Source organism: Pseudarthrobacter sp. Pseusp20 (assembly GCF_059492155.1).
On sequence record NZ_CP168521.1, the window covers coordinates 4,253,938 to 4,277,513 of the forward strand.

Sequence of the window (23,576 nt, forward strand, 5' to 3'; positions counted from 1 at the left end):
CCGCCGGGCCTGCTTGGACAATCGGCTGCCGGGACATACTCCGCCTAGGTCCCGTACACGGACACGGCCGCAGCCTTGACCACGAAGTGCACCGTCATGCCGGGGACAAGGCCCAGGTCGGCGGAGGCGGCAGGGGTGATGTCCGCGGCCAGGCCGCCGGCCCGGACGCGGATCTGGTCGCCGTGCGGCTCGAGGTCCGTGATGGTGACGGCAAACGAGTTCCGCGGGCTGCCGTGCGCATCGTCGAGGAACACGGAAACGGCCGACGGCGGGAACACGGCGACGCCGGGACCGCCCGCCCTGGGCAGCGGGCCAGGCTCCCCGGACGCCGCGGCGGGGACGGCTTCCTCGTCGTGGCCGGCAATCCGCAGGCCGTGGCTGGTCCGCACCCCCGCCCCGTCGAGGATGCCCGGAATGAAGTTCAGCCCGGCGAGCCCGGCGGCAAAGGAGCTGCGCGGCCGCTCCAGCACCGCCCGGGTGGGGCCTTCCTCCGCGATCCGGCCGTTTTCCAGGATGACCACCCGGTCCGCGAGCACCAGCGCGTCCAGTACGTCGTGGGTCACGATGATGGCCTGCCGGCCTGCGAGGACGCGCTTGAACAGGCGGCGCAGCAGCGGCGCGGAGTGGATATCCAGGGCTGCCAGCGGCTCGTCGAGCAGGAGGAGGGCGGGGTCGGCGGCGAGCGCACGGGCCACGGCCACGCGCTGGGCCTGGCCGCCGGACAGCTGGGCGGGACGCCGCCCGGCCAGTTCTCCGGCCTCCACCTCGGCCAGCCAGTGCAGCGCCTGCTCCTCCGCATTCCGCTTGGAAACTCCGGCGCTGCGGGGCCCGAACGAGACATTGTCCAGGGCATTCAGGTGGGGGAAGAGCAGCGGTTCCTGGGCCAGCAGGGCGGTGCCGCGGCGGTGCGGAGCCGCCCACGTACGTTTTCCGCCGTCGAGGTCAAAGAGGGTCCTGCCGTTGAGTTCGGCCCGGCCGCTGTCCGGCCGCAGGAGGCCCGCGATGCCGGCCAGCAGGGTTGATTTGCCGGCACCGTTGGGCCCCATGACGGCCACGGTTTCGCCCGGTCGGACGCTCAGGGCCACGTCGAAGCTGCGCCCGGCCACCACTGCGTGGAAGGACAATGTCACCGGACACCCCCTCCTGCCGGGGCCGGCGCCGTCGTCCTTTTGCCTGACCCGGAACGGCCCGGTGCCGGGCGCCGGTATGCAAGGGCAACCACCGCCACGGCGACGGCCACGAGTACCAGGGACAGGGCGACGGCGGCGTCCGGGTCCGTTTCGCGCTGCAGGTAGATTTCCAGCGGCAGGGTCCGCGTCACCCCCTGCAGGCTGCCCGCGAACGTCAGCGTGGCGCCAAACTCGCCCAGGCTCCGCGCGAAGGCGAGGACCGCGCCGGACGCCAGCCCCGGGAGCACCAGCGGAAGCGTGACGCGACGGAACACCATGCCGGGCCGGGCACCCAGTGTCGCCGCCACCGCCTCATACCGGGAGCCCGACGTGCGCAGGGCACCCTCAAGGCTCACCACCAGGAACGGCAGCGCCACGAACGTCTGCGCCAGGACCACCGCGGTGGTGGAGAAGGCGATCTGCAGGCCGAGCACGTTCAGCGCCTGCCCCAGCAGCCCCTGCCGGCCGAACGTGTAGAGCAGCGCGATGCCGCCCACCACAGGAGGAAGGACCAGCGGCAGGAGCACCAGCGAGCGCAGCAGCCCCTGCAGGCGGAAGGTGCCCCGGGCAAGGACCATAGCCAGCGGCACGCCCAGCACAATGCACAGCAGGGTGCTGGCGGCCGAGGTCCGCAGGCTCAGCCCCAGCGCCGTCAGCGACGGCCCGGAGGTCACCAGCGGAAGGAACCGTGGCCAGTCCACGCGGAGCACCATCGCCAGCAGCGGAAGCACGACGACGACGGCGGCCAGGACGGCCAGCACGCGGACCCAGCCGGGGATGCCGGAGTAGGCCGGACTTGGGGTGCGTCGCCGCACCATGGGCAGAAAGGGCTGCCGCCTTGCTGCCTGCTCCCGGGTCACTTGACGCTTCCGTCACCGGCGCCGGCCGGCCCAAACCCCGCTGCAGCGAGGACGCGCCGGCCTTCCGGACCGGTGACCAGGTCCAGGAAAGCCCGGGCGGCGGCCTTGTTCCGGCCGCCGGCGACGCCGGCGATCGGGTAGGTGTTGACCGCACTCCCTGATTCCGGGAACTGGATCCCGGCCACCTTGGACCCGGCGGACTTGATGTCCGTGCCGTAGACCAGCCCGGCGTCGGCCTCCCCGGAGGCCACCTTGCCCAGGACGTCCGTGACCGCGTTCTCCTCGCTGACCGGATTCAGCGCCACTCCGGCCGCCTCCGCGGCCGTGGCCGCGGCAGTCCCGCAGGGAACCTGCCTTGCGCAGGTGACCAGTTTGAGGCCCGGCCGGGCAAGGTCCTTCAGTGCGGTGATTCCTGCCGGGTTGCCCGGCGCTACTGCGATGGCGAGGGTGTTGGTGGCGAAGTTCCTGGCGGCGCCGTCCACCAGCCCGGCGTCCTGCACCTTCTTCATGTTGGCCAGGTCCGCCGGCGCGAAGACATCCGCCGGCGCCCCCTGGCTGATCTGGCTGGCCAGGTCCGAGGACCCTGCAAAGCTCAGGGCAACCGTGGTGCCGGGGTTTTCCGCCTCGAAGGTGCGGGCGAGTTCGGTGAAGGTGCCTTTGAGGGAGGCGGCCGCGAAAACGGTGATGGTGCCTTCCGGCTTGGCGCCTGAGCCGGCTGCGCTGTTGCCCGCGCTGTTCTCCTCGCCAGGGCCTGTGCCCTGGGCCGCTCCGCCCGCAGCGCAGCCGGTGAGGACGGCCAGCAGCAGCACGGCGGCCGGCAGGACAGCAAGCGAAAGGAGCCGCGCCAGGGAGGCGGACACCGCGGTACGCGTGGAGGTCCGGGTCATGCGGCGGCCCTGCCCTTCGGGGATTCGATGATGACCGTTGTTGCCTTGACCACCGCCGTGGCCACCGAGCCCGGTTCCAGGCCCAGTTCCCGCACGGCCTCGCTGCTCATCAGCGAGACCACCCGGAACGGCCCGCACTGCAGTTCCACCTGTGCCATCACCTTGTCCGTGATGACGTTGGTGACCAGGCCCACGAACCGGTTCCGGGCGGAGCTGCTCCCGCTCTTGGGGTCATCGGGCAGCTGGGCCAGCTTTTGCGCATGCGTGGCCAGCTCGAGTCCATCGACGGCGAGCCGGCCGGAACCGTCCCGGAGCGGGGTAAGTGTTCCGTGCTCCGTCCAGCGGCGGACGGTATCGTCACTTACGCCCAGGAGACGGGCAGCTTCAGAAACGCGGATAAGGGTCATTTCTTGATTCTAGTCCGCAGATGCGGATTAGGCCTCCGCTTCTGGGAGCATATGCAAAATGACTGCGTGCCCCGTGGCTGCGCGTCCCCTGCCCGAAGGGCGGCACTAGACTCCTTCCATGGCCATCTACATTGACCCGCCTCTGTGGCCTGCACACGGAACACATTTCTCGCACCTGGTCTCGGACTCTTCGCTGGATGAGCTGCATGCGTTCGCAGCTGCCGCGGGGATCCCGGAGCGGGCGTTCGACGGCGACCATTACGATGTGCCGGAACGCCGCATTCAGGAGCTGGTGACGGCAGGCGCGGTCCGGGTGGAGGGCAGGGTGCTGGTCCGCAAACTGATCGCCAGCGGGCTCCGGATCCCGGCACGCCGGCGGAACAAGTCGCTGAAGGTCCCGCTGCTGACCCGCTGGGAAGCCATCATGCCGGGCCGTGACGCACTGTTCCTGGACCTGCTGGACCGGTGGAGCGAACCACACCGGCATTACCACGGCTGCACCCACCTGCTCTCCGTCCTGGAGGCACTGGACCTGCTCACCGAACCGGGCCAGGCGCCGCGGACCGTGCTGCTGGCGGCCTGGTTCCACGATGCCGTGTACCGCGGCGCGGCGGGCAGGGACGAGGAGGAGTCCGCCCGGCTGGCGGAAAGCCGGCTGGCCGGGACCGGACTGCCGCCGGACGAGGTGGCGGAAGTGGCGCGGCTGGTCCGGCTCACGTCGGACCACCGGCCCGAACCAGGGGACCACGACGGCGCCCTCCTCTGCGACGCGGACCTCTCGGTCCTCGGCGGCGATCCTGAGGAATACGCCCGCTACCTTGCCGCTGTCCGCAAAGACTACGCGCACATCGGTGACGCCGACTTCGCAGCCGGCAGGGCCGCCGTCGTGCGCCACCTGCTGGAACTGGACCCGCTCTTCCACCACCCGCGGGCCCGGGAACTGTGGCAGGACGCCGCGCACCTGAACCTAAAAGGTGAACTGGCATGAACGCCCCGGGCCCCGGTTCACGGCACACGCACTCCGCCAATGCCGCGCACCGCCAGCTTCCGTTCACGGTCAGGCTGGACTGGGGCCTTGATGGAGCCGGGACCGTGGCGTCCGGCGCCGACATTGCGGTGGTGGTGGATGTCTTTTCCTTCAGCACCTGCGTCAGTGTGGCGCTGGACCGCGGCGCGGAGGTGTTTCCCTACCCGTGGCGGGACACCAGCGCCGAAGACTTCGCCGCCCACCACCAGGCGCAGCTGGCCGGCCCGCGCGGCGGTGGCGGGCTGAGCCTCTCCCCCGCAAGCCTCCGCGCGGCAGAAGCCCTGGGAAAGGTGGTCCTGCCCTCCCCCAACGGGTCGGAACTTTGCCACGCGCTGGCCGGGGACGTACCGCTGGTGGCCGCAGTGTGCCTCCGGAACGCCGCAGCCACGGCCGACTGGGTGGCGGCGAACCTTCCGGAGGACGCGGTACTGGCGGTGGTTGCTGCCGGGGAGCGCTGGCCGGACGGCACGCTGCGGCCTGCGGTGGAGGACCAGATCGGGGCGGGCGCGTTCATCGCCGGGCTGGCGGCCGCCGGCAGGGGCGGCTACGAAGCCGGGGACGGCAGGCACGGCTACGCGCCGGAGGCGGTAGCTGCCATGGCCGTTTTCGAAGCCGCCGAACCTCGGCTGCGTGAGATGCTCCAGTTGTGTTCCAGCGGCCGCGAGTTGACCGGGGCCGGCTACCGAGAGGACGTGGACATCGCCGCGGAACTGGACCAAAGCGATTCGGTGGCCCTCCTGCGCAACGGGGCGTTCCGGCCGCTCTAAGGGGCTGCGGCTTCCTCGGGTTTACGGATGCCGGAACCGGATGCAAAACTGCACGGATGAGCCTGCGCATCCAAGCCCTTGCCATTGATTCCACCGACCCCCGGGTTCCTGCTGCCTTTTGGGAAAAAGCGCTTGGCTGGCGCCGCACCCATGAAGAGGACGACGAGATCGTGCTGGAGCCGCCGGCAGGCAGCGCCGGGGAAGGCGTGTTGCCGGACCTGCTTTTCCTCAGGGTCCCGGAGCAGAAGGAACTCAAGAACCGCCTTCACCTGGACCTCCGCCCGGAGGACCAGGACGCGGAGGTGGCCAGGCTGGAAGAGCTGGGCGCCCGGCAAATCTCGGTGGGACAGGGGGCAGCGGCAACCTGGGTTGTCATGGCTGATCCCGACGGCAACGAGTTCTGCGTGCTGCGGGCGATGCGCCCGGACGGATCCGCCTAGCGGTAGCGGCTGACGGGGTAGTTGCTCACAAACGGCGCATTGGTGGGCACGATCTGCTTGCCCAGCGGCATAAGGGATACCGGGATGAGCTTGAGGTTGGCGATGGCCAGCGGGATCCCGATGATGGTCACGGCCATGGCGAACGCGGTCACCACGTGGCCGATGGCGATCCAGATGCCGGCCACGAGCAGCCAGATCACGTTGCCCAGCAGCGAGAAGACACCGGTGCCGCCGGGCTTGTCCACCACCATCCGGCCGAACGGCCACAACGTGTAGGCGGCGATCCGGAACGAGGCGATGCCCCAGGGGATGGTGACGATCAGCAGGCAGCAGACCACGCCCGCGAGGAAATAGCCCAGGGCCAGCCACAGGCCGCCGAAAACCAGCCAGATGATGTTCAGAAGTGTCTTCATGCACCCATTCTGCCCCCAGCCCCTGCCACACGGCGCTGGGGGACTCCCCTGATCCTGCCCTGATCCCCGGCCGGGCTGCGGCGCCTACACCGTGGCGGCCGACTTTGCGGCGTGGACAAAGGCGCGGATCTTGGCAGGGTCCTTCACGCCCCGGGATGCCTCCACGCCTGAGGAAACATCCACTCCCCAGGCATGCGCGGCCGCTGATGCCTGGCCAACATTGGCAGCGTCCAGTCCGCCGGCGAGCAGCCAGTTCCGTCCCTGCAGCACCGGCAGGTCCGCCACGGAGGCGTAGTCCCAGGATTTTCCTGAGCCCGGCACCGCGGCGTCAATCAGGAGCAGGTCCTCGCCCCAGTCGTCGAACTCATCCTGGCCGGCACCCATGGTGACGGCCCTGACCAGCTTCATGCCGGCGTCGTGCACTGTTGCCACGTCCGCACGCGACCGCTGGCCGTGCAGCTGGATCCATTCCAGGCCTGCGGCCCGGGCAATGGCGATGGCGTCCGCCACGGGCTCATCCCGGAAGACCCCGATCGGGGAAACACCCTTGGGGACCCCTGACAGCAGGGAGGCCACCTGCGACGGCGAGACAACGCGGGGGCTTGCGGTGAGGACGAACCCCACGGCGTCCGCGCCGGCATCCACCGCTTCACGCACCGATTCGGGCGTGCTGAGACCACACACTTTAACGAACATTCCCGGCTCCTTCAGGCTGTTTTCGTGATGACCCCCCGCAGGAGAGTAGCAGGGACAGGGTACGGGCTGCGACGCGTGACCACCGCAGCGAACTAGGCTGGGCTGATGCAGATCATCCGCTTCGCTGAACTCAAGGCCGAACCATGGCGCAACGGCGGCGGGGTGACCAGGGAAATCGCCCGCCAGGGCGCGGCCGACGGCGGCTGGGACTGGCGTGTGAGCATCGCAGACGTGGCCAAGGCCGGGGACTTCTCCGCGTTCCCCGGCATGGAGCGGGTCCTGACTGTCATCGAGGGAGAATTGCTGCTGCTCACCGTGGACGGGGCGGAACAGCCCCTGGAGAAGTACCGTCCCTTCAGGTTCGACGGCGGCGCCGCCACCGTGGCCAAACTGCCCACCGGTGACATCCGGGACCTGAACGTCATCACGCGAACGGCCGCCTTCAAGGGCTACACGTCCATCATCGAGCTGTCCAAGAAGCGCGCCCACCCAGTGTTTGAGGGCCAGCTTGCGGTGCTGCTGCAGGGGCAGGCGACGGTCAGCGACAGCGGAACCGAGCCGCTGGAGCTGGGCAGGTACGACGCCGTGGTGGGTTCCGACGCCGACTCGCCCGAGGTCCTGGGCCGCGGCTTCCTGGCCGTGGTGTCGCTCGATCCGGTTACAGCCGGGAACTGAACCCTTCCACCGGTACCACGGCGCCCCTCCGGCGCGCCTCCTCAGCCGCGAAAACCACCGCATGGCTGACCAATGACTCCTCCAGCCCCGACACCACTCCGGACCAGTCACCGCCGGCCAGGGCAGCGACCCAGGCCTGCACGAGTCCCCGGTCGCCGCCTTCATGCTTTTCGCCGGGCACCGTGGGGGCAGCGGCGGGGGCGGGGTAGGCGGTGGTGGTCCCGGTCAGGAAGTCATGGACCGAGATGCTGCCTGCCTCGATGGAGATTTCTCCGTGGCTCCCGAAGATCCTGGTGCGGCGCGGGCCTGCGGCGGTGAAGGCCGTGGCGGTGAAGGCGGCGGTGGTGCCGTCCTCGTAGTCGATGTTCACCACCTGGTGGTCCACCACGTCGTTGCCTCCTGAGTAGACGCACCGCCCGTAGGGCCCCGTTGCCAACGCCTTCCACAGCGATTCCGGTGTGCCGCCCGGGTCCACCACGTCGGCAAAATAGGCCCTGCCGGGGTCCGCAGGGGCACCGTCCGGCGGCCGGCCCGGCGCGTAGATGCGCAGGGCCGAATAGGGGCAGCGGGCTTCCGCCGGGCAGTCCGTGCAGCGCCCTGACGCGCCTTCCGGCGCTTCCTCCGGACGGAAATGCGACAGCCTGCCAAAGGAGGACACCCGAAGGGGCCGGCTTCCAATGATGAAGGAGAGCCAGTCGACGTCGTGCGTGCACTTGGCCAGCAGGAAGGGGCTGGACTCCGCCTCACGCCGCCAGTTCCCGCGGACGTAGGAGTGCGCGAAATGCCAGAAGCCCACGGGTTCCAGGTGCTGGACGGAGATGACCCGGCCCACTGCCCCGGCGGAGAGAAGTTGCCGCAGCAGGGTGGTCAGCGGCGTGTAGCGCAGGACGTGGCAGACGGCTGCCCTGATTCCCGATTCCTGCTGCAGGCGCGCCAGCTCCGCGCAGCCGGCGGGGTCGGGCGCGATGGGCTTCTCCAGGAGGACCGGGTAGCCGTGGGCTGCGGCGGCCGCAAACGGCCTTCCGTGGTCGCGGTCCGGGGTGGCAATGATGATGCCGTCGGCAGGCAGCCGGTTGCGGAGCATGGCCTGCCAGTCCTCGAAGACACGCTCCGCCGGCACGTGGAGCTCCGCCGCGATGGCTTCGCGCAGGTGCCGTCGCGGCTCCGCGATCCCCACCACGGCGGCCCGGCCGGTATCCACGGCAAGACGGGCATAGGCGGAACCCCGTGCACCGGCGCCGGCAATGAGGAGGCGCACCGGTGGTGCGGTTACTGGAAGGGACGACGGCGGCGCCTCCACGGGTCAGCCGGCGTCAGGATCGGCGAGCCATTCCAGGGCAACGGCCGCCGTCCAGGACTGGTCCATGCTGCCAAGCGGCTCGCCGGTAAACGGTTCGTAGTACTCGGCGAAGTGGCCCTCCATCAGCTGGGCAAGGGAAGCGTCCCGCAGCCGCAGGTACCGTTCCCCGTCACCGCGCCTGCGCAGGCAGCCCGCCAGGAACCAGTTCATCACCGGCCAGACCGGTCCGCGCCAGTACTGCCGGGGTTTGAGGCCCTCATAGGTGGTGGAGGTTGATGCCGGCAGCGGGAAGGCCAGGCGCGGGTCGCCGGTCCAGTCCGGTCCTTCGAAGATGTCCAGCTGCCGCCGCAACAGGGAGTCATCCGCCGTGGAGATGAGCGGGGCGAAACCGGCCATCGTGGGCAACCCGATCCATTCACCGGCCAGCACATCGCGGTCCCGCGCCAGCCCGGTTTGGTCATCCACGGTGGCGTCCACGCCCTCCCGGAACTCCTCCGCCCACTCCCGCAACCGGGCCACATCCCCGCGCAGGCCGATGTGTTCAGCCAACACGGCCAGGTCCTCGTTGGCCGCGGCGAAGATCGCCGACATGAAGACGTCCTTGACCTGGAAGTCCATCACTTCCGGCAGCCGGGCGTCGTCAAACCGGACGTCGGCCATCTGCTGCACCAGCCAGAGGTAGCGGCTGTATTCCTCGTCGCTGGGCCGCTGGCTCCGGTCGGTCACCTTTTGCGTGTCCGTCCGGACAAAGGGCTCCATCGGCCCGGGATGGACCCTGGAGTATGGTCCGTCGAACCGCGGCGAGTTATCCATGCCGGACTCCCAGCCATGGTAGATCGTGAGCAGGCCCGAGCCGTCGCCACCGCGGCTGGTGCGCAGCCACGCATGCCAGCGGATCCACTGGGGCAGCGTCCGCCGGGTGAACTCTTCGGCGAGCCGGGCGTCCTCGCCGCCCGCCGCCGTCGCGCGCTCCACGATGCGGCGCAGCAGCGTCGCGTGGACGGGCGGCTGGCAGATGCCGCTGGACTGCACCCCCTCGGGCGATGCTCCGCGCGTTCCCCACCGCTCCACGTCCGGGAAGTAGCCGGGGACGTCGGAGAACACGATGTGCGGAATCATCCCGCTTTTCCACTGCGCCGCGAGAAGGTAGTCCAGCTCCTGCAGCGCCCGGGCCACGCTCACCGTGGACAGGCCGGTGGCCACGAAGGCCGCGTCCCAGCTCCACATGTGCGGATAGAGATTCGGCGCGGCGGTGACCATGGTGCCCAGGTCATTGGCGGCCAGGACATCCCTGGCCCGCTGCCTCATGTCCGCCAGGTCCCGAAGCGGAAAACCAGTCGCGTCCGCTTCGGCGCTCACGCCGTCAGCCCCAACTGGGTTTCCGTGTCGAAAAAGCGGAGGGCGCTTTGCTCGAAACGCAGTCCCACCGTGTCCCCCGCCGAAACCCGCGCTGTTGAGGGAACCTGGACCTTGACGGTCTGCCCACCCAGGTCCACGGTCAGCAAGGTGGCGTGTCCGAGCGGTTCCACCACCTCCACGGCCGCATCCAGGGAACCCTCCGCGCCCCGCTGCTCCAGCGAAATGTTCTCGGCCCGGATGCCCACCATGACCGCCGTGCCGCCGGTACGGGCCGCTGCCCGGGCCAGGAATTCGGGCGCCGCAATGCTCTGGCCGCCCACTTCCAGGCCACCTTGCGGGGTGATCCGGCCGTCCAGGAAATTCATGGGCGGGGATCCGATGAAACCGCCCACAAAGCGGTCGGCCGGCTCCTCGTACACCGTGATCGGGTGGCCGAGCTGGGCGATCTGGCCCTTCTTCATCACCGCCACCCGGTCCGAGAGGCTCATCGCCTCCACCTGGTCGTGGGTGACGTACAGCGTGGTGGAACCCAGCTGCTGGACGATCTTCTTCAACTCGGCGCGGAAGTCGAGGCGAAGAAGGGCATCCAGGTTGGACAGGGGCTCATCCATCAGCAGCACATCGGCGTCCATGACGATGGCCCGGGCAACGGCGACACGCTGCCGCTGGCCGCCGGAGAGGTTGGCGGGGTAGCGGTCCAGGTACGGGCTCAGCTGCAGCAGGTCCGCCGCCCATTCCACCTTCCGTTCCAGCTCTTCCCGGGGGACCTTCTTCATCATCAGCCCGAACGCGATGTTGGTGCGGACGTTCCGGTGCGGGAAGACGGCGTAGGACTGGAAGACCATGGACAGGTTGCGGTCCTGCGGGGGCAGGTAGGTCACGTCCCTCCCGCCGATGGAGATGCTGCCCTGGTCCGGGAAGTCCAGGCCCGCCACCATGCGCAGCAGGGTGGTCTTCCCACAGCCGGAGGGTCCCAGCAGCACCATGAACTCGCCCTCGGCAACCTCGAGGGAGACGTTGTTCGTGGCCAGCTCGGTGCTGCCCGGGTAGGTCTTGTGCAGACCCTTGATGGAGATGTCAGCCATGGGACGGCCTCTCTGGGACGCAATCAGCGGATGGTGGAGCCCCACATGTTGGTGAGGTAGCGGCGCATGAAGAAGATGAAGACCAGTGCCGGGACCACCAGCAGGAAGCCGCCGGCGAAGCGGTAGGCAAGTGGCGATTCGGCGAGGGAGCTGAGGACCTGGGCAGGTAGGGTGCGCTGGTTCAGGGTCAGGATCGACGCGCCCAGGACCTCGTTCCAGGACATGACGAACGTGAAGATCGAGGCCGCCGCGATGCCGGGTATGGCCATGGGCAGCACCACTTTGAGGAAGGCCTGCACCGGGCTGCAGCCGAAGATCCGCGCCGCTTCCTCCACGTCCCGCGGAACACCGAGGAACACCGAGGCCGTAATCAGGATGGTGGTGGGCAGGGCCAGCGCCGAGTGGAGCAGGACGACGGCGAGCGCACTGTCGTACAGCCCCGTCTGCAGGAAGAGCTGGGCCAGCGGCACGGACAGCACCACGATCGGCAGGGCGCGGGTGAACAGCAGGAAGAGCTGGTACGGCTCCCTGCCCCAGAAGGCAAAGCGCGCCACGGCGTATCCTGCCGGAACGCCGATGAGCAGCGACAGCACAAGCGTGAACACGCCCACCTGGACGGAGTTGATGAGGCCGCCCAGGATGCCGGTGGACTGCAGGAATGTCTGCATGGTCTCGGTGGAGAAGTTGTCAGGGATGAAGCTGAGCGGGAACTTCTGCAGCGATTGCCGGCTGGACATCGCGGCCAGGGCGATCAGGTAGATGGGCAGTGCCATGAAGAGCGTGATCAGGATGCAGGCCACCTGGAGGAGCACCCGGTTGCGGCGCTGCCGGGCCAGGGGCCGGCGGTCCACCTCGGGTTCGGGCCGGTCGGCACCGGCAGTGGTCCTGGCCGTCGTTGCATGGCTCATCGCGCCGCCTCCGTCTGGTCCCTCAGGAGTTTCAGGTAGCCCACGGCCGTGACCATGGAGACGAACATGACCACCAGCGCCAGCGCCGATGCCACGTTGGGATCCTGCAGGCCTGTGTACCAGCGGTAGGTCTCGCCCACCACCAGCGGAAAGTTCTGGCCGGTGAGGGCAAGGGCAACGGCGAATGTCTGGAAGGCCAGGATGGTCCTCAGGATCAACGCTGTTTGCAGGCTGGGACGCAGCAGCGGCAGGGTCACGTGCCACAGCCGGTTCCAGAAGCTGGCCCCGAAGACCCCGGCAGCTTCCTCGTAATCCTTGGGAATGGACTGCAGGCCGGCCACGACAATCACGAACACCAGCGACGTGGCACGCCACACCTCCGCAATGAGCACCGCCGCGAACATGGAGGGGTAGTTGTCATAGGCGAGCCAGGAGACGGGCTGCTGGCCCATGGATGCAAGGAGCGAGTTGAGGTAGCCGCGGTCCGTGAAGACCGTCAGCCACACCAGGCCGGCGGCGAGGTCGCTGACCGCGAGCGGGATGGCCCAGATGTAGAAGTAGGCAGACGCCCCCCGGGGCTTGGCCCGGATCAGCAGGGCCATCGCCAGGGCGAGGACGAACTGGATGGGGATCATCACCACGATGAGCAGGAGGGTGTTGCCCACGGAGGACCAGAAGTACGGGTCCTGGGACATCCGGGTAAAGTTCGCCGTCGTCAAGCCTTCGGGGCCGCCGAATGCCTGCAGGACGCCGCTGACCATCGGCCAGCCAAAGAGCAGCGTCATGAACACGATCGACGGGGCGATCAGGAGCAGGGCCGCGGAGCTTCCCCTCCTCCTGGGGGCACGGACCTTGGGCCCCGCAGGGGGAACGTGCGGCCTGGCTGCCGCCGGCGCGTCCGGTGCGGCCATCACGCGACCTTGCAGGGGGATGTCTTGGGATCCGGCGCCCAGCACGGGACGTTGAGGGTGTCCATGATCTTGGCCAGTTCCGCGCCCTGCTTGTCCAGCGTGGCCTTGACGTCCGAGTTGTTCAGGCAGATCTCCTGGAAGCAGTTCTTGAACAGCTGGGAGACCTGGGGGTCCTTGTCGCCCAGGCCCACGGGCGGCAGGGCGAGCAGGGCGTCGGAAGCCTCCTGCTGTGCCTTGACGGCCTTCGCTTCAAGGGCGATGCCGCCTGGCAGGTCACCGCCGATGTCCGTCTTCACCACAGGGAAGAATGCGTTGGATTTCAGTGTCTCGATCTGCGCCTCGGGCTTGGACAGGGCCTTGATGAGCTCAAAGGCTTTGTCCTTCTCGGGGGAACCTTTCGGCACTGCCATGCCACCCACGATCAGGAGGTAGCCCCTGCCCTTGGGCCCGGACGGGGCCGGAACCATCTGCCAGTCGTCCGGCTTGTCCTTGACGGCCGTGATGAGGCGCGCCACGTGGTCCCAGGCCACCAGGACCTCGCCGTTGGCCAGCGGCTCCTGCATGAAGTCGTAGTTGGTGGACGCCGGATTCGTGTTGGCCCAAAGCTCGCGCATGTACGTCCAGGCGCTGACGGCGTCCTGGTTGCGGAAGGTGGTGATTTGCCCGCCCGTGAAGCTGGGCAGCAGGAAGCCCTGGTAGAAGCGGTGGTGGAGTCCCTTGGGGCCGGCGGGAAGGCCGAAGACGGGCCGGCCGTTGGCGTCCTTGGCGGCCTTGGCCCAGGCAAGGTACTGGTCGTAGGTGAGCTTGTTGACATCAGCTCCCGACGGCAGCCACTGCAGCGCCTTCTTGTTAATGGCCAGCACGTAGGTGGCCTGGATCCAGGGGATGTACCGGGGGACGTCGGTGCCCAGCTTGGCCAGCTCGGTCACGTCCTTGGAGTAGCCCGCCGAGGAGAGGTCGTTCATGAGCGAGCTGAGATCCTCAAGCTGCGAGGCGAAGGGGGCCAGGTCACCGTGCAGTCCTCCTGCGATTCCCACCTCGACTTTCCCCGCTGCCAGCTGGGATTTCAGCGTGGTGTTGAATACGCCCGTGTCAACGGGGTTGTAGGCCACGCTGATGTCCCCCGCGAATTTCTTGAGCGTGGCCTCGTACTTCTGGCGTTCCTCCACCGGGGAGAACTGCGTGGAGAGGAAGCTGACCGAACCCTTGCCTCCGCTCCCGCTGGTATTCACCCCGCAGGCTGCAAGGACCGGACCGGCCGCCAAAACCGTCAGGCCCCCCTTCAGCAATGCTCGCCGGCTGACGTCGTGGTGGGCGGAAACGGACATTAGAGCCTCCTGGGGTGAAGGGCTGCTAGGTATTTTGTCTGATGATCGATCATAATTGTGTGATACAGATCGCGTCAATGATGGACGGGCCATACCCGCGCCCGCAGTGGAAAGGAAGCCTGCCGCATGACGGAGCAGAGGACGCTGGTGGGCGAGACCGCCCAGCCGTCGCCGGGGCCGGCCACCAGCGCCGGGCATCTTCTCCAGCTCCTGCGCTCCAACACCGCGGGGTACAGCCGGGCGGACCTGCTGGAGATCACCGGAATGGCGCGATCCACCCTCTACGAGCGGCTCGATGCACTTTTCGCGGCGGGCCTTGTCTACGAGTCCACTCCCCTGCGCGCCCAGCGGGGCCGGCCGCCCCGCTCCCTCCGGTTCGATGACCGCGACAAGCTGGTGGTGTGCCTGGAAATCGGCCATACGCACGCCGGAATCCATCTCCTGTCCCTGAGCAGGGAGGTGGTGGCTTCCGTCCGCATCCCTGTGGAGATCGGGAATGCGCAGGAGGTGGTGGTGGACCAGGTGGTGGGTGAGGCGCTGCGGCTGCTGGACGGCCGGCAACCCGTAGGGGCAGGAGTGGGACTGCCCGCCCCCGTTGACCCCCTCCACCGCCTGGGCCTGGAGCGGACCGTCCTTGCCCATTGGGACCTGCAGCTTTTGCAGGAGGCCATGGAATCCAGGCTCGACTGCCCGGTCCTGCTGGAAAACGACACCCGGTCAATGGCGGTGGGGGAGGTCCGCGGCCCGCTCGACTCCCTCGTCGCGGTGAAGGTCAGCACCGGGATCGGCTCCGGCATCATTGTCCGGGGCTCGTTGGTGCGCGGCGCCCACGGGGCCGCCGGTGACATCGGGCATGTGCGCATCCCGGAAGCCGCCGGCTGCCGGTGCCGGTGCGGCAGGGACGGCTGCCTGGCGGCGGTGGCCTCCGGGCGCGCGCTGCTTGCCGCCCCGCAATTTGCGCATTACGGGTCGCTGCGGCGGCTCGTTGACGCGGCCGACGACGATCCGGACGTCCGTGCCGCAGTCGCAGACGCCGGAAGGGTGCTCGGACGCGTCCTCGCCGCCATCGTGGGAACGCTGAACCCCGGCCGGGTGGCGGTGGGCGGGCTGGTGGGGGTCCTCCCTGGTTTCCTGCAGGCCTGCCGGCAGCAAATCCTGGCCGATGCCTTCGAACCCTCGCTGGTGGATCTGGAGATCGTCCCTGCTGACAGCCGGAAGGCCACCGCAGTGGGTCTGTGCCGGCTGGTGGAGGAGAGCCTCTACGCGCCGGAGCGGGTGGAACAGCTGCTGGCGCAACGCGCCGGCTGAGAGCGCCGGTTGATCCGGCCGGCCACCGCGGGTGGTGAGGTTGGGCACCAACGTGGCCGCCCGCCGTCGTGCGTTGCTACGCTGGGATCCAAGGCTCCACCCCGAGCCTCCGGACGACGGTTCAGTACCCGGCACGCGACAAGACTGGCCAAAGGATCTGGTCATGGCGTGGTTAATCCTTCTTCTTTCCGGCGCGCTGGAGGCCGTCTGGGCAGCCGCCCTGCACAACGCCTCCCGGGCTTCCGGCCGCCGGCGCGTGGCCCCTGCCGCCCTGTTCCTTGTGGCCGTCGCCGCCAGCACCGGCGGACTGGCCGTGGCCATGCAGTCCATTCCCACCGGCACTGCCTACGCGGTTTGGGTGGGGGTGGGCGTGGTCCTGACCTCCGCCTATGCGATGGCCAGCAAGGTTGAACGTCCGACGGCGGCGCGCCTGCTGCTGCTGTCCGGCATCGCCGCGTGCGTGGTTGGCCTGAAGGTGGTGGCGTGATGATGAAGCGCCCGTTTCCCTGGCTGGTGCTCCTGGCCTCCGCTGTCCTGGAAGCCGTGTGGGCCACGGCGCTGGGCTTGTCCGACGGTTTCAGCAGGCCGCTGCCCACGCTCGTCTTCGCCGTCACGGCCGCCCTGAGCATGCTGGGCCTGGGCATGTCCATCCGCAGCATTCCGCTCGGCACCGCCTACGCCATCTGGGTGGGCATTGGCGCCGCATTGACGGTGGGCTGGGCGATGGCCACCGGGGTGGAACCGTTCAGTGTGGTGAAACTGCTGTTCATCGCAGGCATCGTGGGCTGCGCGGCCGGCCTCAAGGCGCTGCCGGCCAGGGACCACGCCGCCGCTGACTATCCCGTGGAGTCGAGCCGCCGCTGATCCCGGCGGTTAGGCTTTTGCCATGGACTCCCCCGAGATCACTGACGCCTTGGACGCCCTGCGGCACCGGGTAGCGCCCGGAACGCGGACCATCCTGGGCATCGCCGGGGCGCCGGGCTCCGGGAAGTCCACCTTTGCCGCCTGGCTGCAGGAGCAGGTCGGCCCGGGAATGTCGGTTGTGGTTCCCATGGACGGTTTCCACCTGGGCAACGCCATCATCGAGGGGACCCCGCTGCGGCGGCGTAAAGGCGCCATTGATACGTTCGACGCCGGCGGGTACCTTTCGCTGCTGCGCCGCCTGGTGCGCCGGGACGAGGCCGTCGTCTACGCACCGGAGTTCCGCCGCGCCCTGGACGAGCCGGTGGCGGCTTCCATTGCCGTGCCGGCGGACGTCCCGCTGGTCATCACGGAGGGCAACTACCTGCTGGCGGACCAGGAACCGTGGAAGGAGGTACGGGCGCAACTGGACCAGGTCTGGTTCCTCGAGACCCCGCCCGCGCTGCGGCTGCAGCGGCTGGTGGACCGGCACGTATCCTTCGGGATGGACCGGGAGGCTGCGGTGGCCTGGGCCGGCGGACCCGATGAAGCAAATGCCCGGCTGATCCAGGCCACCCGCCCGGCCGCGGACCGCATCATCCCCTGGCTTTAGACAACCAATTCCAAGAGCAGGAAACGAACAGGAGCACCCATGGCAAACGCACCCACCGACCGCCGCGGCACCGTCCAGCTTGGCGACGGCCTGGCCGTCAGCCCCCTTGGATTCGGGGGCATGGCCCTTACCCCCGTATACGGCGAGGTTGACCCCGCCGAGGCACTGCGGACACTGCATCACGCCGTTGACGCCGGCGTCAGCTTCATCGACACCGCGGACATCTACGGCGGCGGCAGCAACGAGGAACTGATTTCCCGGCTGCTCAAGGACCGGCGGGGCGAGGTCCAGCTGGCCACCAAGTTCGCGCTGGTGGGCACGCCGACTGACGGCTACACGGACATCCGTGGCGACGCCGGGTACGTGCACCAGGCGGTTGAGCGGAGCCTGCAGCGGCTGGGCACCGACGCCATCGACCTGTACTACATGCACCGCCGGGACGTCAGGGTGCCCATCGAGGAAACCGTGGGCGCCATGGCGGAACTGGTCCAGCAGGGCAAGGTCAAGCACCTGGGCCTGTCAGAAGTGACGGCGCAGGAGCTGCAGGACGCGGCAGCGGTCCACCCGATCGCCGCGGTCCAGAGCGAATGGTCCATCTGGAGCCGGGACGTGGAACGCAATGTTGTTCCCGCCGCAGCCGCCCTGGGAGTGGGATTCGTCCCCTACTCGCCGCTGGGCCGCGGATTCCTCACCGGAACCGTCGATACCGCAAGCCTGGGCGAGAAGGACTTCCGGCGGAACATCCCCCGCTTTGCGCCGGACGCCGCAAGCGCCAACCAGGCCGTGGTGGACGCCGTCCGGGCCGTGGCGGACCAGCTGGCCGCCACGCCGGCGCAGGTGGCCCTGGCCTGGCTGCTCGCCCAGGGCAAGCGGCTCGGCCTGCCGGTCGTCCCCATTCCCGGCACCCGCAAGGCCGCACGCATCGACGAAAACCTTGGCGCGCTTGCCCTGGACCTCACCCCGGCGCACCTGGAGGCCCTCGACGCAGCGTCGGACGCCGTCGTCGGCTCCCGCTCAGCGGACCCCGCCTGGGTGTCCGAAGGCCGGGAATAAAGCCGCTCTCCAAAAACCCGTCCCTCACCCAACCCAAGGAGCCCCATGCCTGCCATCGTCCACTTCGAAGTCCAGATCGACCCCGCCCACCGCGAGAACGCCGCGAAGTACCTGTCCGAAACGCTGGCCGCCACCCGGGCGTGGCCCGGCAACCAGGGCATCGAAGCGCTGGTGGATGACGCCGACCCCTGCCACATCCTGGTGGTGGAAACCTGGGCCACCACGCAGGACCATGACGACTACGCCGCCTGGCGGAGAACACCGGAAGGCAAGAGCGCGCTGCATGAGGTCCTGGCCGCGCCGCCATCCAAGCAGGTCTACTCGACCACCCTGCCGCTCGACCTGTAGCCCGTGGCTGGAACAAAGCCCATGGAATCACTTCGCTACGACCTGCCGGCCCTGACCATCCGCAGCATCTCCGTCAGTGCGATGGACAACAACGTGTACCTGCTGACCGCCAAGGAAAGCGGGGCACAGCTGCTGATTGACGCCGCTGACGATCTCCCTGCCATCCAGCAGCTGCTCGCGGACGGCGCTGCGGACACATCGGCCACTCCGCGCCTGGCGCTGGTCGCAACCACGCACCAGCACTGGGACCATGTCCGGGCGCTCAAGGGGCTGGTGGAGGCCACCGGCGCGCGGACAGCCGCCGGAGCGGACGACGCCGATGCGTTGCCGGTTCCCGTGGACGTGCGGCTTGGCCACGGGGACGTCGGCAATTTCGACGGCTTCGACGTGACCGCCGTGCACCTGCGCGGGCACACGCCCGGCTCGATCGCTTTTGTCTACCAGGATCCGGACGGCCCCGCCCACATCTTCTCCGGCGACTCGCTGTTCCCGGGCGGAGTGGGCAACACGCAGAAGGATCCCGGCCGGTTCACCCAGCTCCTGTCCGATGTCACGGAGCGGCTGTTCAACGCCTACCCGGACAGCGCCGTGGTGCACCCGGGGCACGGCAAGCCCACCACGCTGGGCGCCGAGCGGCCGCATCTGGAAGAGTGGCGCGCCCGCGGCTGGTAGGTACGTCAAACACAAAAAGGCGGGCTCAACCGTGTGGTTGAGCCCGCCATTTTCATTGGCTAGTTCATTGGCTAGCGGCCGCGGCGTTCGTTCGACGCCGGGGCGGACGCGCGGCGCGGGCCGCTGCGGGCCGGACGGCCGGAGCCGCCGCCATTGCCTGCACTGTAGGAGCCGCCTGAGGTTCCACCGGTGTTGGAGGACCAGACAGCCTTGCTGCCGCCGGTTGCGCCCGCACCTGAGCGCTGGCCGGATGCCCCCGCTGCTGCACGCTGGCCGGTTGCGGGGCGGCCGCTGCGCTGGCCGCCGCCGGCGGGGCGTCCGCCTGAAGCCGGACGGCCGGTGCCGCCGCGCGGTGCGTCGCTGCGGGTGATTCGGGAATCGCCCCGGCCCTCTGCTGCACGGCCGTCCGAACCGCGGCCGGCCGATGAGCGGCCACCTGCTGCGGGGACGTCGTTGCGGTGGGTCGAAGCGGTACCACGGCCACGGGCGTTGCGGCGGGCAGCGGCTGCTGCCACCGCGCGGTCCTCATTTTGCTCGGCATTGCGGTCGAATGCCGCGCGGGCTTCCGTGCGGCCCTCGAAGGCCACGGCCCGGCGCTCGGCGCGGGGAACATCGGTGCGGGCCGGTTCGGCCGAAACCTTGCCGCGTCCGCCCCGGCCGCCGCGCCCACCGGCAGACGGTGCAGCCTGGCGGCGTGCACGCTTGCGCTCAGCATTGGCACCGGTGGAGGTGCCGCCGCCCTGGCGGGGAGCCTTGGCGGCCATCAGAGCGGCGCGGGTGCGGGGGTCGACCTTGTCGGCGATCTCGCCCACCAGGTCGGCCACGAGCGGGGAGTTTGCCGTGACGCGCTCAAAGTTCACGTCGACGCCGGCAGCCTTCATGAGCTTCTTGACGTCGGACTGCTGCTCCGGGAGGGTCAGCGTGACCACGGTGCCGTCGGAGCCGGCACGCGCGGTGCGGCCGGAACGGTGCAGGTACGCCTTGTGCTCGGTGGGCGGGTCCACGTGGATGACCAGTTCGACGTCGTCGACGTGGACACCGCGGGCAGCGACGTCGGTGGCCACCAGGACGCGGACGTCGCCGTTGGAGAACTCGGCGAGGTTGCGGTCGCGGGCGTTCTGCGACAGGTTGCCGTGCAGGTCGACGGCGGGGATGCCGGCGTCGGTCAAGGTCTTGGCCAGCTTGCGGGCGTGGTGCTTGGTCCGCATGAACAGGACGCGGCGGCCGGCACCCGAAGCGAGCTCAACGATCAGCTGCTTCTTGACGGTCTGGTCGTTGACCACCAGCACGTGGTGCTCCATGGTGGTCACCGCGGCCTGCGGGTCGTCCACAGAGTGGGTGAGCGGGTTGGACAGGTAGCGCTGGACGATCTTGTCCACGCCGTTGTCCAGGGTGGCGGAGAAGAGCAGGCGCTGGCCCTGGCTGGGGGTCATGTCCATGAGCTTCTTGACCACGGGCAGGAAGCCGAGGTCGGCCATGTGGTCGGCCTCGTCCAGGACCGTGATCTCCACTGCCTCCAGGGTCAGGATGCGCTGGCGGATCAGGTCCTCCAGGCGGCCTGGGCAGGCGATGACGATGTCGACGCCGGCACGCAGCGCCTTCTCCTGGCGGGCCTGGGAGATGCCGCCGTAGATCACGGTGGTGTTCAGGCCGGCGGCCTTGGCCAGCGGCTCGATGGTGGCGTTGATCTGGGTTGCCAGTTCACGGGTGGGTGCCAGGACCAGGCCCATGGGGCGGCCGGGTTTGCGGAAGTGCTTGGCTTCCCGCTCAGCGAGTCTTGCTACAAGCGGGATGGCGAAAGCGATGGTCTTGCCGGATCCGGTCCGGCCGCGGCCCAGGACGTCACGACCGGACAGCGTGTCCGGAAGGGTCTTCACCTGGATGGGGAACGGTTCAACAATTCCCTGGGCGGAAAGGGTGTCTGCAAGGGCCTTGGGAGTACCGAGGGCAGCAAAAGTTGTCATGTAGTTTTTACGGTCTTTCAGGCGGTATCCATGCGGATATCGGCCCCCGATGCCGGTTGGACCAGGGGTTCGCCGAAGAAAAGTCAGGTGATCAACCGTGCCGCTGCAAATAAGGACAGCCGGCAGGGACCAAATGGAACGCGTTCATCGACGCAGGATGTGCCTCTCACATGAAGAAAGCCCACTCCCTGGAAAGGTTCTCCAGATCAGGAGCAGGCGGCATCACTGCACATCAAGTTCCTCCAGTCTAGCACCCCGCGGCCCTGTAACCGACCCCGGCGTTGCCTTCGGGGCTCCGGCGGGGCACTGTTGAGGCATGAGCGAACAGCCGGGCCGACGCCAGGAGACGCAGCACGAGGAGACCCACCGGCATCACGGGAACGACGGCGGCGGCGCGCCGGAAGGGGGCGGCGGCGGCATCGATCCCGCAGCGGCATGGGACGAGCGGTACCGCACCAAGGCGCGGCTTTGGAGCGGAAAGCCGAACCCGCAGCTGGTCCGGGAAGCCGGCGGACTGCGTCCGGGCAAGGCGCTGGAACTGGGATGCGGCGAAGGCGCCGACGCCATTTGGCTTGCCCAGCAGGGCTGGTCCGTGACCGCCGTCGACGTTTCCGCCGTCGCCCTGGAACGGGCGCATTCCCACGAACTGGCGGAGCTGGCGCGGGAAAGCGTACGCGCGTCCAATGGCGACATCGCCAGCCGGATCACCTGGCAACTGGCGGACCTGACGCAGTGGCAACCCGGCACTTCCTATGACCTGGTGACGTCCCAGTTCCTGCATTCCCAGGAACTGGACTGGCGGATCCCGCTGCGCACGGCTGCCTCCGCCGTCAAGCCCGGCGGAACCCTGCTGGTGGTGGGCCACCACCCGCACCGGCTGCCGCCCTGGGGCAACGACCACCACCAGCACCTGGACATGTTCTACACGGGTGATGACGTGGTCCGCGAACTGAAGCTCAACGGCCCCGGGTGGCAGATCGAGGTCCTCACCAGCAGGGAGCGGCCGGTGACCGGGCCGGAGGGGCAGGAGGCGACCATTGCCGACGTCGTCCTGCGCGCCACCCGCCTGCCCTAGTTCCCCGCGGGCTTCCCGGCGGTGACGCGGGGTGCCACCAATGCCGCGGCGACGCCGATGGCCGCGGTGAAGGCGAAGACGCCCGCGAAGGACTGGGCCGCCGTCGTAAAGGCTGCGAAGACGAGCCCTGTGGTGGCGAGCGACAATGCCCCGCCGAGGGAATCGGAGATGGACATGGCGGAGCTGTTGAAGCCTTCGTTCTCCTTGGTGGACAGCGCCAGGGTCATCACGCTCAGGCGCGGGTAGAGCAGGCCCATGCCGCCGCCCGCCAGGACCCAGCCGGCGATGGCGACGGCGGCCGGCCAGTGCAGCGCGGTGGTGGCCAGGGCCAGGAGCACGGCCGCCAGGACCATGAGCGACCCCACCCGGACGGCGCGGAGATCCGGGAGCCGGGAGCCCAGCCGGCCCTGGACAGCGGCGGCACCGGCCCAGGCCAGCGCACCCCCGGTGAGGGTCAGGCCCGCCAGGGTGGGCGGGAATTCGTACCGGTCGATCAGCAGGTAGGGCAGATAGACCTCAGCGCCGAAGAACGACGCCGAGGCGAGGCCCCGCGCCAGGATCACGCTCGGCAGCCCGCGGCGGGCTGTGAGGGTACCGGCGGGCACCAGGGGCCGGACAGCCACCAAGGCAAGGACGACGGCGGCGGACGCCAGGAGTGCCGTGGCGGCGGGAAAAGCGGGGATGCTGACGTCGGCGGAAAGGTTCAGGCCCAGCACGGCGAGCGCGGCGAGCGCCGCCCACCCCAGGCGTCCGGGGGCCCAGGGCGGAGCAGTGTTATCCGGCGCTCCTGTCTTTTCGCGCTCTGCAAGCCCCCGCAGTACCGGGGCGATCATTGCCAGCGCCGGAATGACCAGGCCAACCACACCCAGAAACACCCAGTGCCAGCTGAAGACCTGGGCCACGACGCCGGCGGCGAAGGGCCCCACCAGCGAGGGAACCACCCAGGCGGCCGAGAATGCGGCGAAGATCCTGGGGTGCAGCGGCCCGGGAAAGAACCGCGCCACCAGCACGTAAAGCGCCACGGTGAGGGCGCCGCCGCCGAGCCCCTGGACCAGCCGGCCGGCAACCAGCACGGGCATGGAGCTTGAGGTGCCCGCGATCAGCAGGCCGGCCACGAACAGTGCCACGGAGGTGTAGAGCGGCATGGCCGGGCCGCGGCGGTCGGACCAGTTGCCCGCGCCCACCATGCCGATCACGCCGGTTGCCAGGGGTCCCGCAAAGGCCAGGGCGTAGAGGCTTCCGCCGTTCAGTTCCCGGCTGACCAGGGGCATGATGGTGGTTACGGCAAGAGATTCGAAGGCGGCCAGGAACACCAGGGCGCAGGTGCCGATGGTGACCCAGAAGTACGGGGGCCGGAAGATCCCGGTGGCGGGATGGGCGGCCGGGAGGGTGGAGTCGCGCACAGCGTTCC

26 protein-coding genes and 1 riboswitch are annotated in these 23,576 nt (G+C 69.1%); of the genes, 12 read left to right on the plus strand and 14 right to left on the minus strand.

Annotation, left to right across the window (positions count from 1 at the left end; translation table 11 throughout):
- Positions 1-44: 44 nt before the first annotated feature.
- Genes ACEN9K_RS19745 through ACEN9K_RS19760 form a run of 4 tightly spaced genes read right to left on the minus strand, consistent with a single transcriptional unit; the run spans position 45 to position 3,323 of the window.
- Positions 45-1,130, minus strand: a complete 1,086-nt coding sequence (locus ACEN9K_RS19745) for a sulfate/molybdate ABC transporter ATP-binding protein (protein ID WP_018772130.1) — start codon at positions 1,128-1,130, stop codon at positions 45-47.
- Entirely contained in the window at positions 1,127-1,987 is an 861-nt protein-coding gene (locus tag ACEN9K_RS19750) for an ABC transporter permease (RefSeq protein ID WP_495635731.1), read from the minus strand. The genes ACEN9K_RS19745 and ACEN9K_RS19750 overlap by 4 nt, the downstream gene beginning before the upstream one ends.
- Positions 1,988-2,025: 38 nt before the next feature.
- Positions 2,026-2,916: a molybdate ABC transporter substrate-binding protein gene (gene modA / locus ACEN9K_RS19755; RefSeq protein WP_495634911.1), complete on the minus strand. Its 891-nt coding sequence runs from the start codon at positions 2,914-2,916 to the stop codon at positions 2,026-2,028.
- A complete protein-coding gene (locus tag ACEN9K_RS19760; protein WP_018772133.1) occupies positions 2,913-3,323 on the minus strand; it encodes a TOBE domain-containing protein in 411 nt (136 codons plus the stop codon). The genes modA and ACEN9K_RS19760 overlap by 4 nt, the downstream gene beginning before the upstream one ends.
- Positions 3,324-3,441: 118 nt before the next feature.
- Here ACEN9K_RS19760 and ACEN9K_RS19765 point away from each other — a divergent pair, with 118 nt between their 5' ends.
- From ACEN9K_RS19765 to ACEN9K_RS19775, 3 genes are read left to right on the plus strand one after another with little or no spacing between them, the layout of a single operon-like run.
- Positions 3,442-4,311 carry a DUF4031 domain-containing protein gene (locus tag ACEN9K_RS19765; RefSeq protein WP_495634912.1) on the plus strand — a complete coding sequence of 290 codons (870 nt, stop codon included), beginning with the start codon at positions 3,442-3,444 and terminating at the stop codon, positions 4,309-4,311.
- Positions 4,308-5,117, plus strand: coding sequence for a 2-phosphosulfolactate phosphatase (locus ACEN9K_RS19770; RefSeq protein WP_495634913.1), 810 nt, complete (start codon positions 4,308-4,310; stop codon positions 5,115-5,117). Before ACEN9K_RS19765 ends, ACEN9K_RS19770 begins: the two co-directional genes overlap by 4 nt.
- Positions 5,118-5,173: 56 nt before the next feature.
- Complete coding sequence (locus tag ACEN9K_RS19775; RefSeq protein ID WP_495634914.1) at positions 5,174-5,557, plus strand: VOC family protein; 384 nt, start codon at positions 5,174-5,176, stop codon at positions 5,555-5,557.
- On the opposite strand, the gene ACEN9K_RS19780 is transcribed toward ACEN9K_RS19775, so the two are convergent.
- The gene (locus ACEN9K_RS19780; RefSeq protein ID WP_056391776.1) at positions 5,554-5,970 is read right to left on the minus strand and encodes a YccF domain-containing protein; all 417 of its coding nucleotides are present in this window, start codon (positions 5,968-5,970) and stop codon (positions 5,554-5,556) included. The two genes, ACEN9K_RS19775 and ACEN9K_RS19780, sit on opposite strands and share 4 nt — an antisense overlap.
- An 84-nt stretch (positions 5,971-6,054) precedes the next feature.
- Positions 6,055-6,666 carry a phosphoribosylanthranilate isomerase gene (locus ACEN9K_RS19785; RefSeq protein WP_495634915.1) on the minus strand — a complete coding sequence of 204 codons (612 nt, stop codon included), beginning with the start codon at positions 6,664-6,666 and terminating at the stop codon, positions 6,055-6,057.
- A 105-nt stretch (positions 6,667-6,771) separates the two neighbouring features.
- Here ACEN9K_RS19785 and ACEN9K_RS19790 point away from each other — a divergent pair, with 105 nt between their 5' ends.
- Entirely contained in the window at positions 6,772-7,341 is a 570-nt protein-coding gene (locus ACEN9K_RS19790; RefSeq protein WP_495634916.1) for a HutD/Ves family protein, read from the plus strand.
- On the opposite strand, the gene ACEN9K_RS19795 is transcribed toward ACEN9K_RS19790, so the two are convergent.
- Genes ACEN9K_RS19795 through ACEN9K_RS19820 form a run of 6 tightly spaced genes read right to left on the minus strand, consistent with a single transcriptional unit; the run spans position 7,325 to position 14,232 of the window.
- Positions 7,325-8,599 (minus strand): Gfo/Idh/MocA family protein, encoded by a 1,275-nt coding sequence (locus ACEN9K_RS19795; protein ID WP_478222802.1) that lies wholly within the window; start codon positions 8,597-8,599, stop codon positions 7,325-7,327. The genes ACEN9K_RS19790 and ACEN9K_RS19795 overlap by 17 nt on opposite strands.
- A 45-nt stretch (positions 8,600-8,644) precedes the next feature.
- A complete protein-coding gene (ggh, locus tag ACEN9K_RS19800) occupies positions 8,645-10,000 on the minus strand; it encodes a glucosylglycerate hydrolase (RefSeq protein ID WP_478222801.1) in 1,356 nt (451 codons plus the stop codon).
- On the minus strand, positions 9,997-11,085 hold the full coding sequence (locus tag ACEN9K_RS19805; protein ID WP_144600155.1) for an ABC transporter ATP-binding protein: 1,089 nt from the start codon (positions 11,083-11,085) through the stop codon (positions 9,997-9,999). The genes ggh and ACEN9K_RS19805 overlap by 4 nt, the downstream gene beginning before the upstream one ends.
- Positions 11,086-11,108: 23 nt before the next feature.
- On the minus strand, positions 11,109-11,993 hold the full coding sequence (locus ACEN9K_RS19810) for a carbohydrate ABC transporter permease (protein ID WP_495634917.1): 885 nt from the start codon (positions 11,991-11,993) through the stop codon (positions 11,109-11,111).
- Positions 11,990-12,904, minus strand: coding sequence for a carbohydrate ABC transporter permease (locus ACEN9K_RS19815; RefSeq protein WP_018772144.1), 915 nt, complete (start codon positions 12,902-12,904; stop codon positions 11,990-11,992). Before ACEN9K_RS19815 ends, ACEN9K_RS19810 begins: the two co-directional genes overlap by 4 nt.
- Entirely contained in the window at positions 12,904-14,232 is a 1,329-nt protein-coding gene (locus ACEN9K_RS19820; RefSeq protein ID WP_018772145.1) for an ABC transporter substrate-binding protein, read from the minus strand. Before ACEN9K_RS19820 ends, ACEN9K_RS19815 begins: the two co-directional genes overlap by 1 nt.
- Before the next feature lie 126 nt (positions 14,233-14,358).
- Here ACEN9K_RS19820 and ACEN9K_RS19825 point away from each other — a divergent pair, with 126 nt between their 5' ends.
- The 7 genes from ACEN9K_RS19825 to ACEN9K_RS19855 all read left to right on the plus strand — a co-directional run bounded on the left by ACEN9K_RS19825 (position 14,359) and on the right by ACEN9K_RS19855 (position 19,126).
- On the plus strand, positions 14,359-15,540 hold the full coding sequence (locus ACEN9K_RS19825; protein WP_056391782.1) for an ROK family transcriptional regulator: 1,182 nt from the start codon (positions 14,359-14,361) through the stop codon (positions 15,538-15,540).
- 87 nt (positions 15,541-15,627) lie between these two features.
- Positions 15,628-15,693: riboswitch (guanidine-III (ykkC-III) riboswitch) on the plus strand.
- Between the two features lie 10 nt (positions 15,694-15,703).
- Positions 15,704-16,027 carry a DMT family transporter gene (locus ACEN9K_RS19830; RefSeq protein ID WP_056391785.1) on the plus strand — a complete coding sequence of 108 codons (324 nt, stop codon included), beginning with the start codon at positions 15,704-15,706 and terminating at the stop codon, positions 16,025-16,027.
- A complete protein-coding gene (locus ACEN9K_RS19835; RefSeq protein WP_056391787.1) occupies positions 16,027-16,404 on the plus strand; it encodes a DMT family transporter in 378 nt (125 codons plus the stop codon). Before ACEN9K_RS19830 ends, ACEN9K_RS19835 begins: the two co-directional genes overlap by 1 nt.
- A 22-nt stretch (positions 16,405-16,426) precedes the next feature.
- On the plus strand, positions 16,427-17,053 hold the full coding sequence (locus ACEN9K_RS19840; protein WP_495634918.1) for a nucleoside/nucleotide kinase family protein: 627 nt from the start codon (positions 16,427-16,429) through the stop codon (positions 17,051-17,053).
- Between the two features lie 39 nt (positions 17,054-17,092).
- Positions 17,093-18,106, plus strand: a complete 1,014-nt coding sequence (locus ACEN9K_RS19845) for an aldo/keto reductase (RefSeq protein ID WP_018770082.1) — start codon at positions 17,093-17,095, stop codon at positions 18,104-18,106.
- A 45-nt stretch (positions 18,107-18,151) separates the two neighbouring features.
- Positions 18,152-18,454, plus strand: a complete 303-nt coding sequence (locus ACEN9K_RS19850) for a putative quinol monooxygenase (RefSeq protein WP_018770081.1) — start codon at positions 18,152-18,154, stop codon at positions 18,452-18,454.
- A gap of 21 nt (positions 18,455-18,475) precedes the next feature.
- Entirely contained in the window at positions 18,476-19,126 is a 651-nt protein-coding gene (locus tag ACEN9K_RS19855) for an MBL fold metallo-hydrolase (protein ID WP_018770080.1), read from the plus strand.
- Between the two features lie 71 nt (positions 19,127-19,197).
- Here ACEN9K_RS19855 and ACEN9K_RS19860 read toward each other — a convergent pair whose 3' ends face one another.
- Positions 19,198-21,090: a DEAD/DEAH box helicase gene (locus ACEN9K_RS19860; protein WP_018770079.1), complete on the minus strand. Its 1,893-nt coding sequence runs from the start codon at positions 21,088-21,090 to the stop codon at positions 19,198-19,200.
- A 316-nt stretch (positions 21,091-21,406) separates the two neighbouring features.
- Here ACEN9K_RS19860 and ACEN9K_RS19865 point away from each other — a divergent pair, with 316 nt between their 5' ends.
- Positions 21,407-22,165, plus strand: coding sequence for an SAM-dependent methyltransferase (locus tag ACEN9K_RS19865; RefSeq protein ID WP_223992840.1), 759 nt, complete (start codon positions 21,407-21,409; stop codon positions 22,163-22,165).
- On the opposite strand, the gene ACEN9K_RS19870 is transcribed toward ACEN9K_RS19865, so the two are convergent.
- Entirely contained in the window at positions 22,162-23,568 is a 1,407-nt protein-coding gene (locus tag ACEN9K_RS19870; RefSeq protein WP_018770077.1) for an MFS transporter, read from the minus strand. The genes ACEN9K_RS19865 and ACEN9K_RS19870 overlap by 4 nt on opposite strands.
- Between the last annotated feature and the right edge of the window lie 8 nt (positions 23,569-23,576).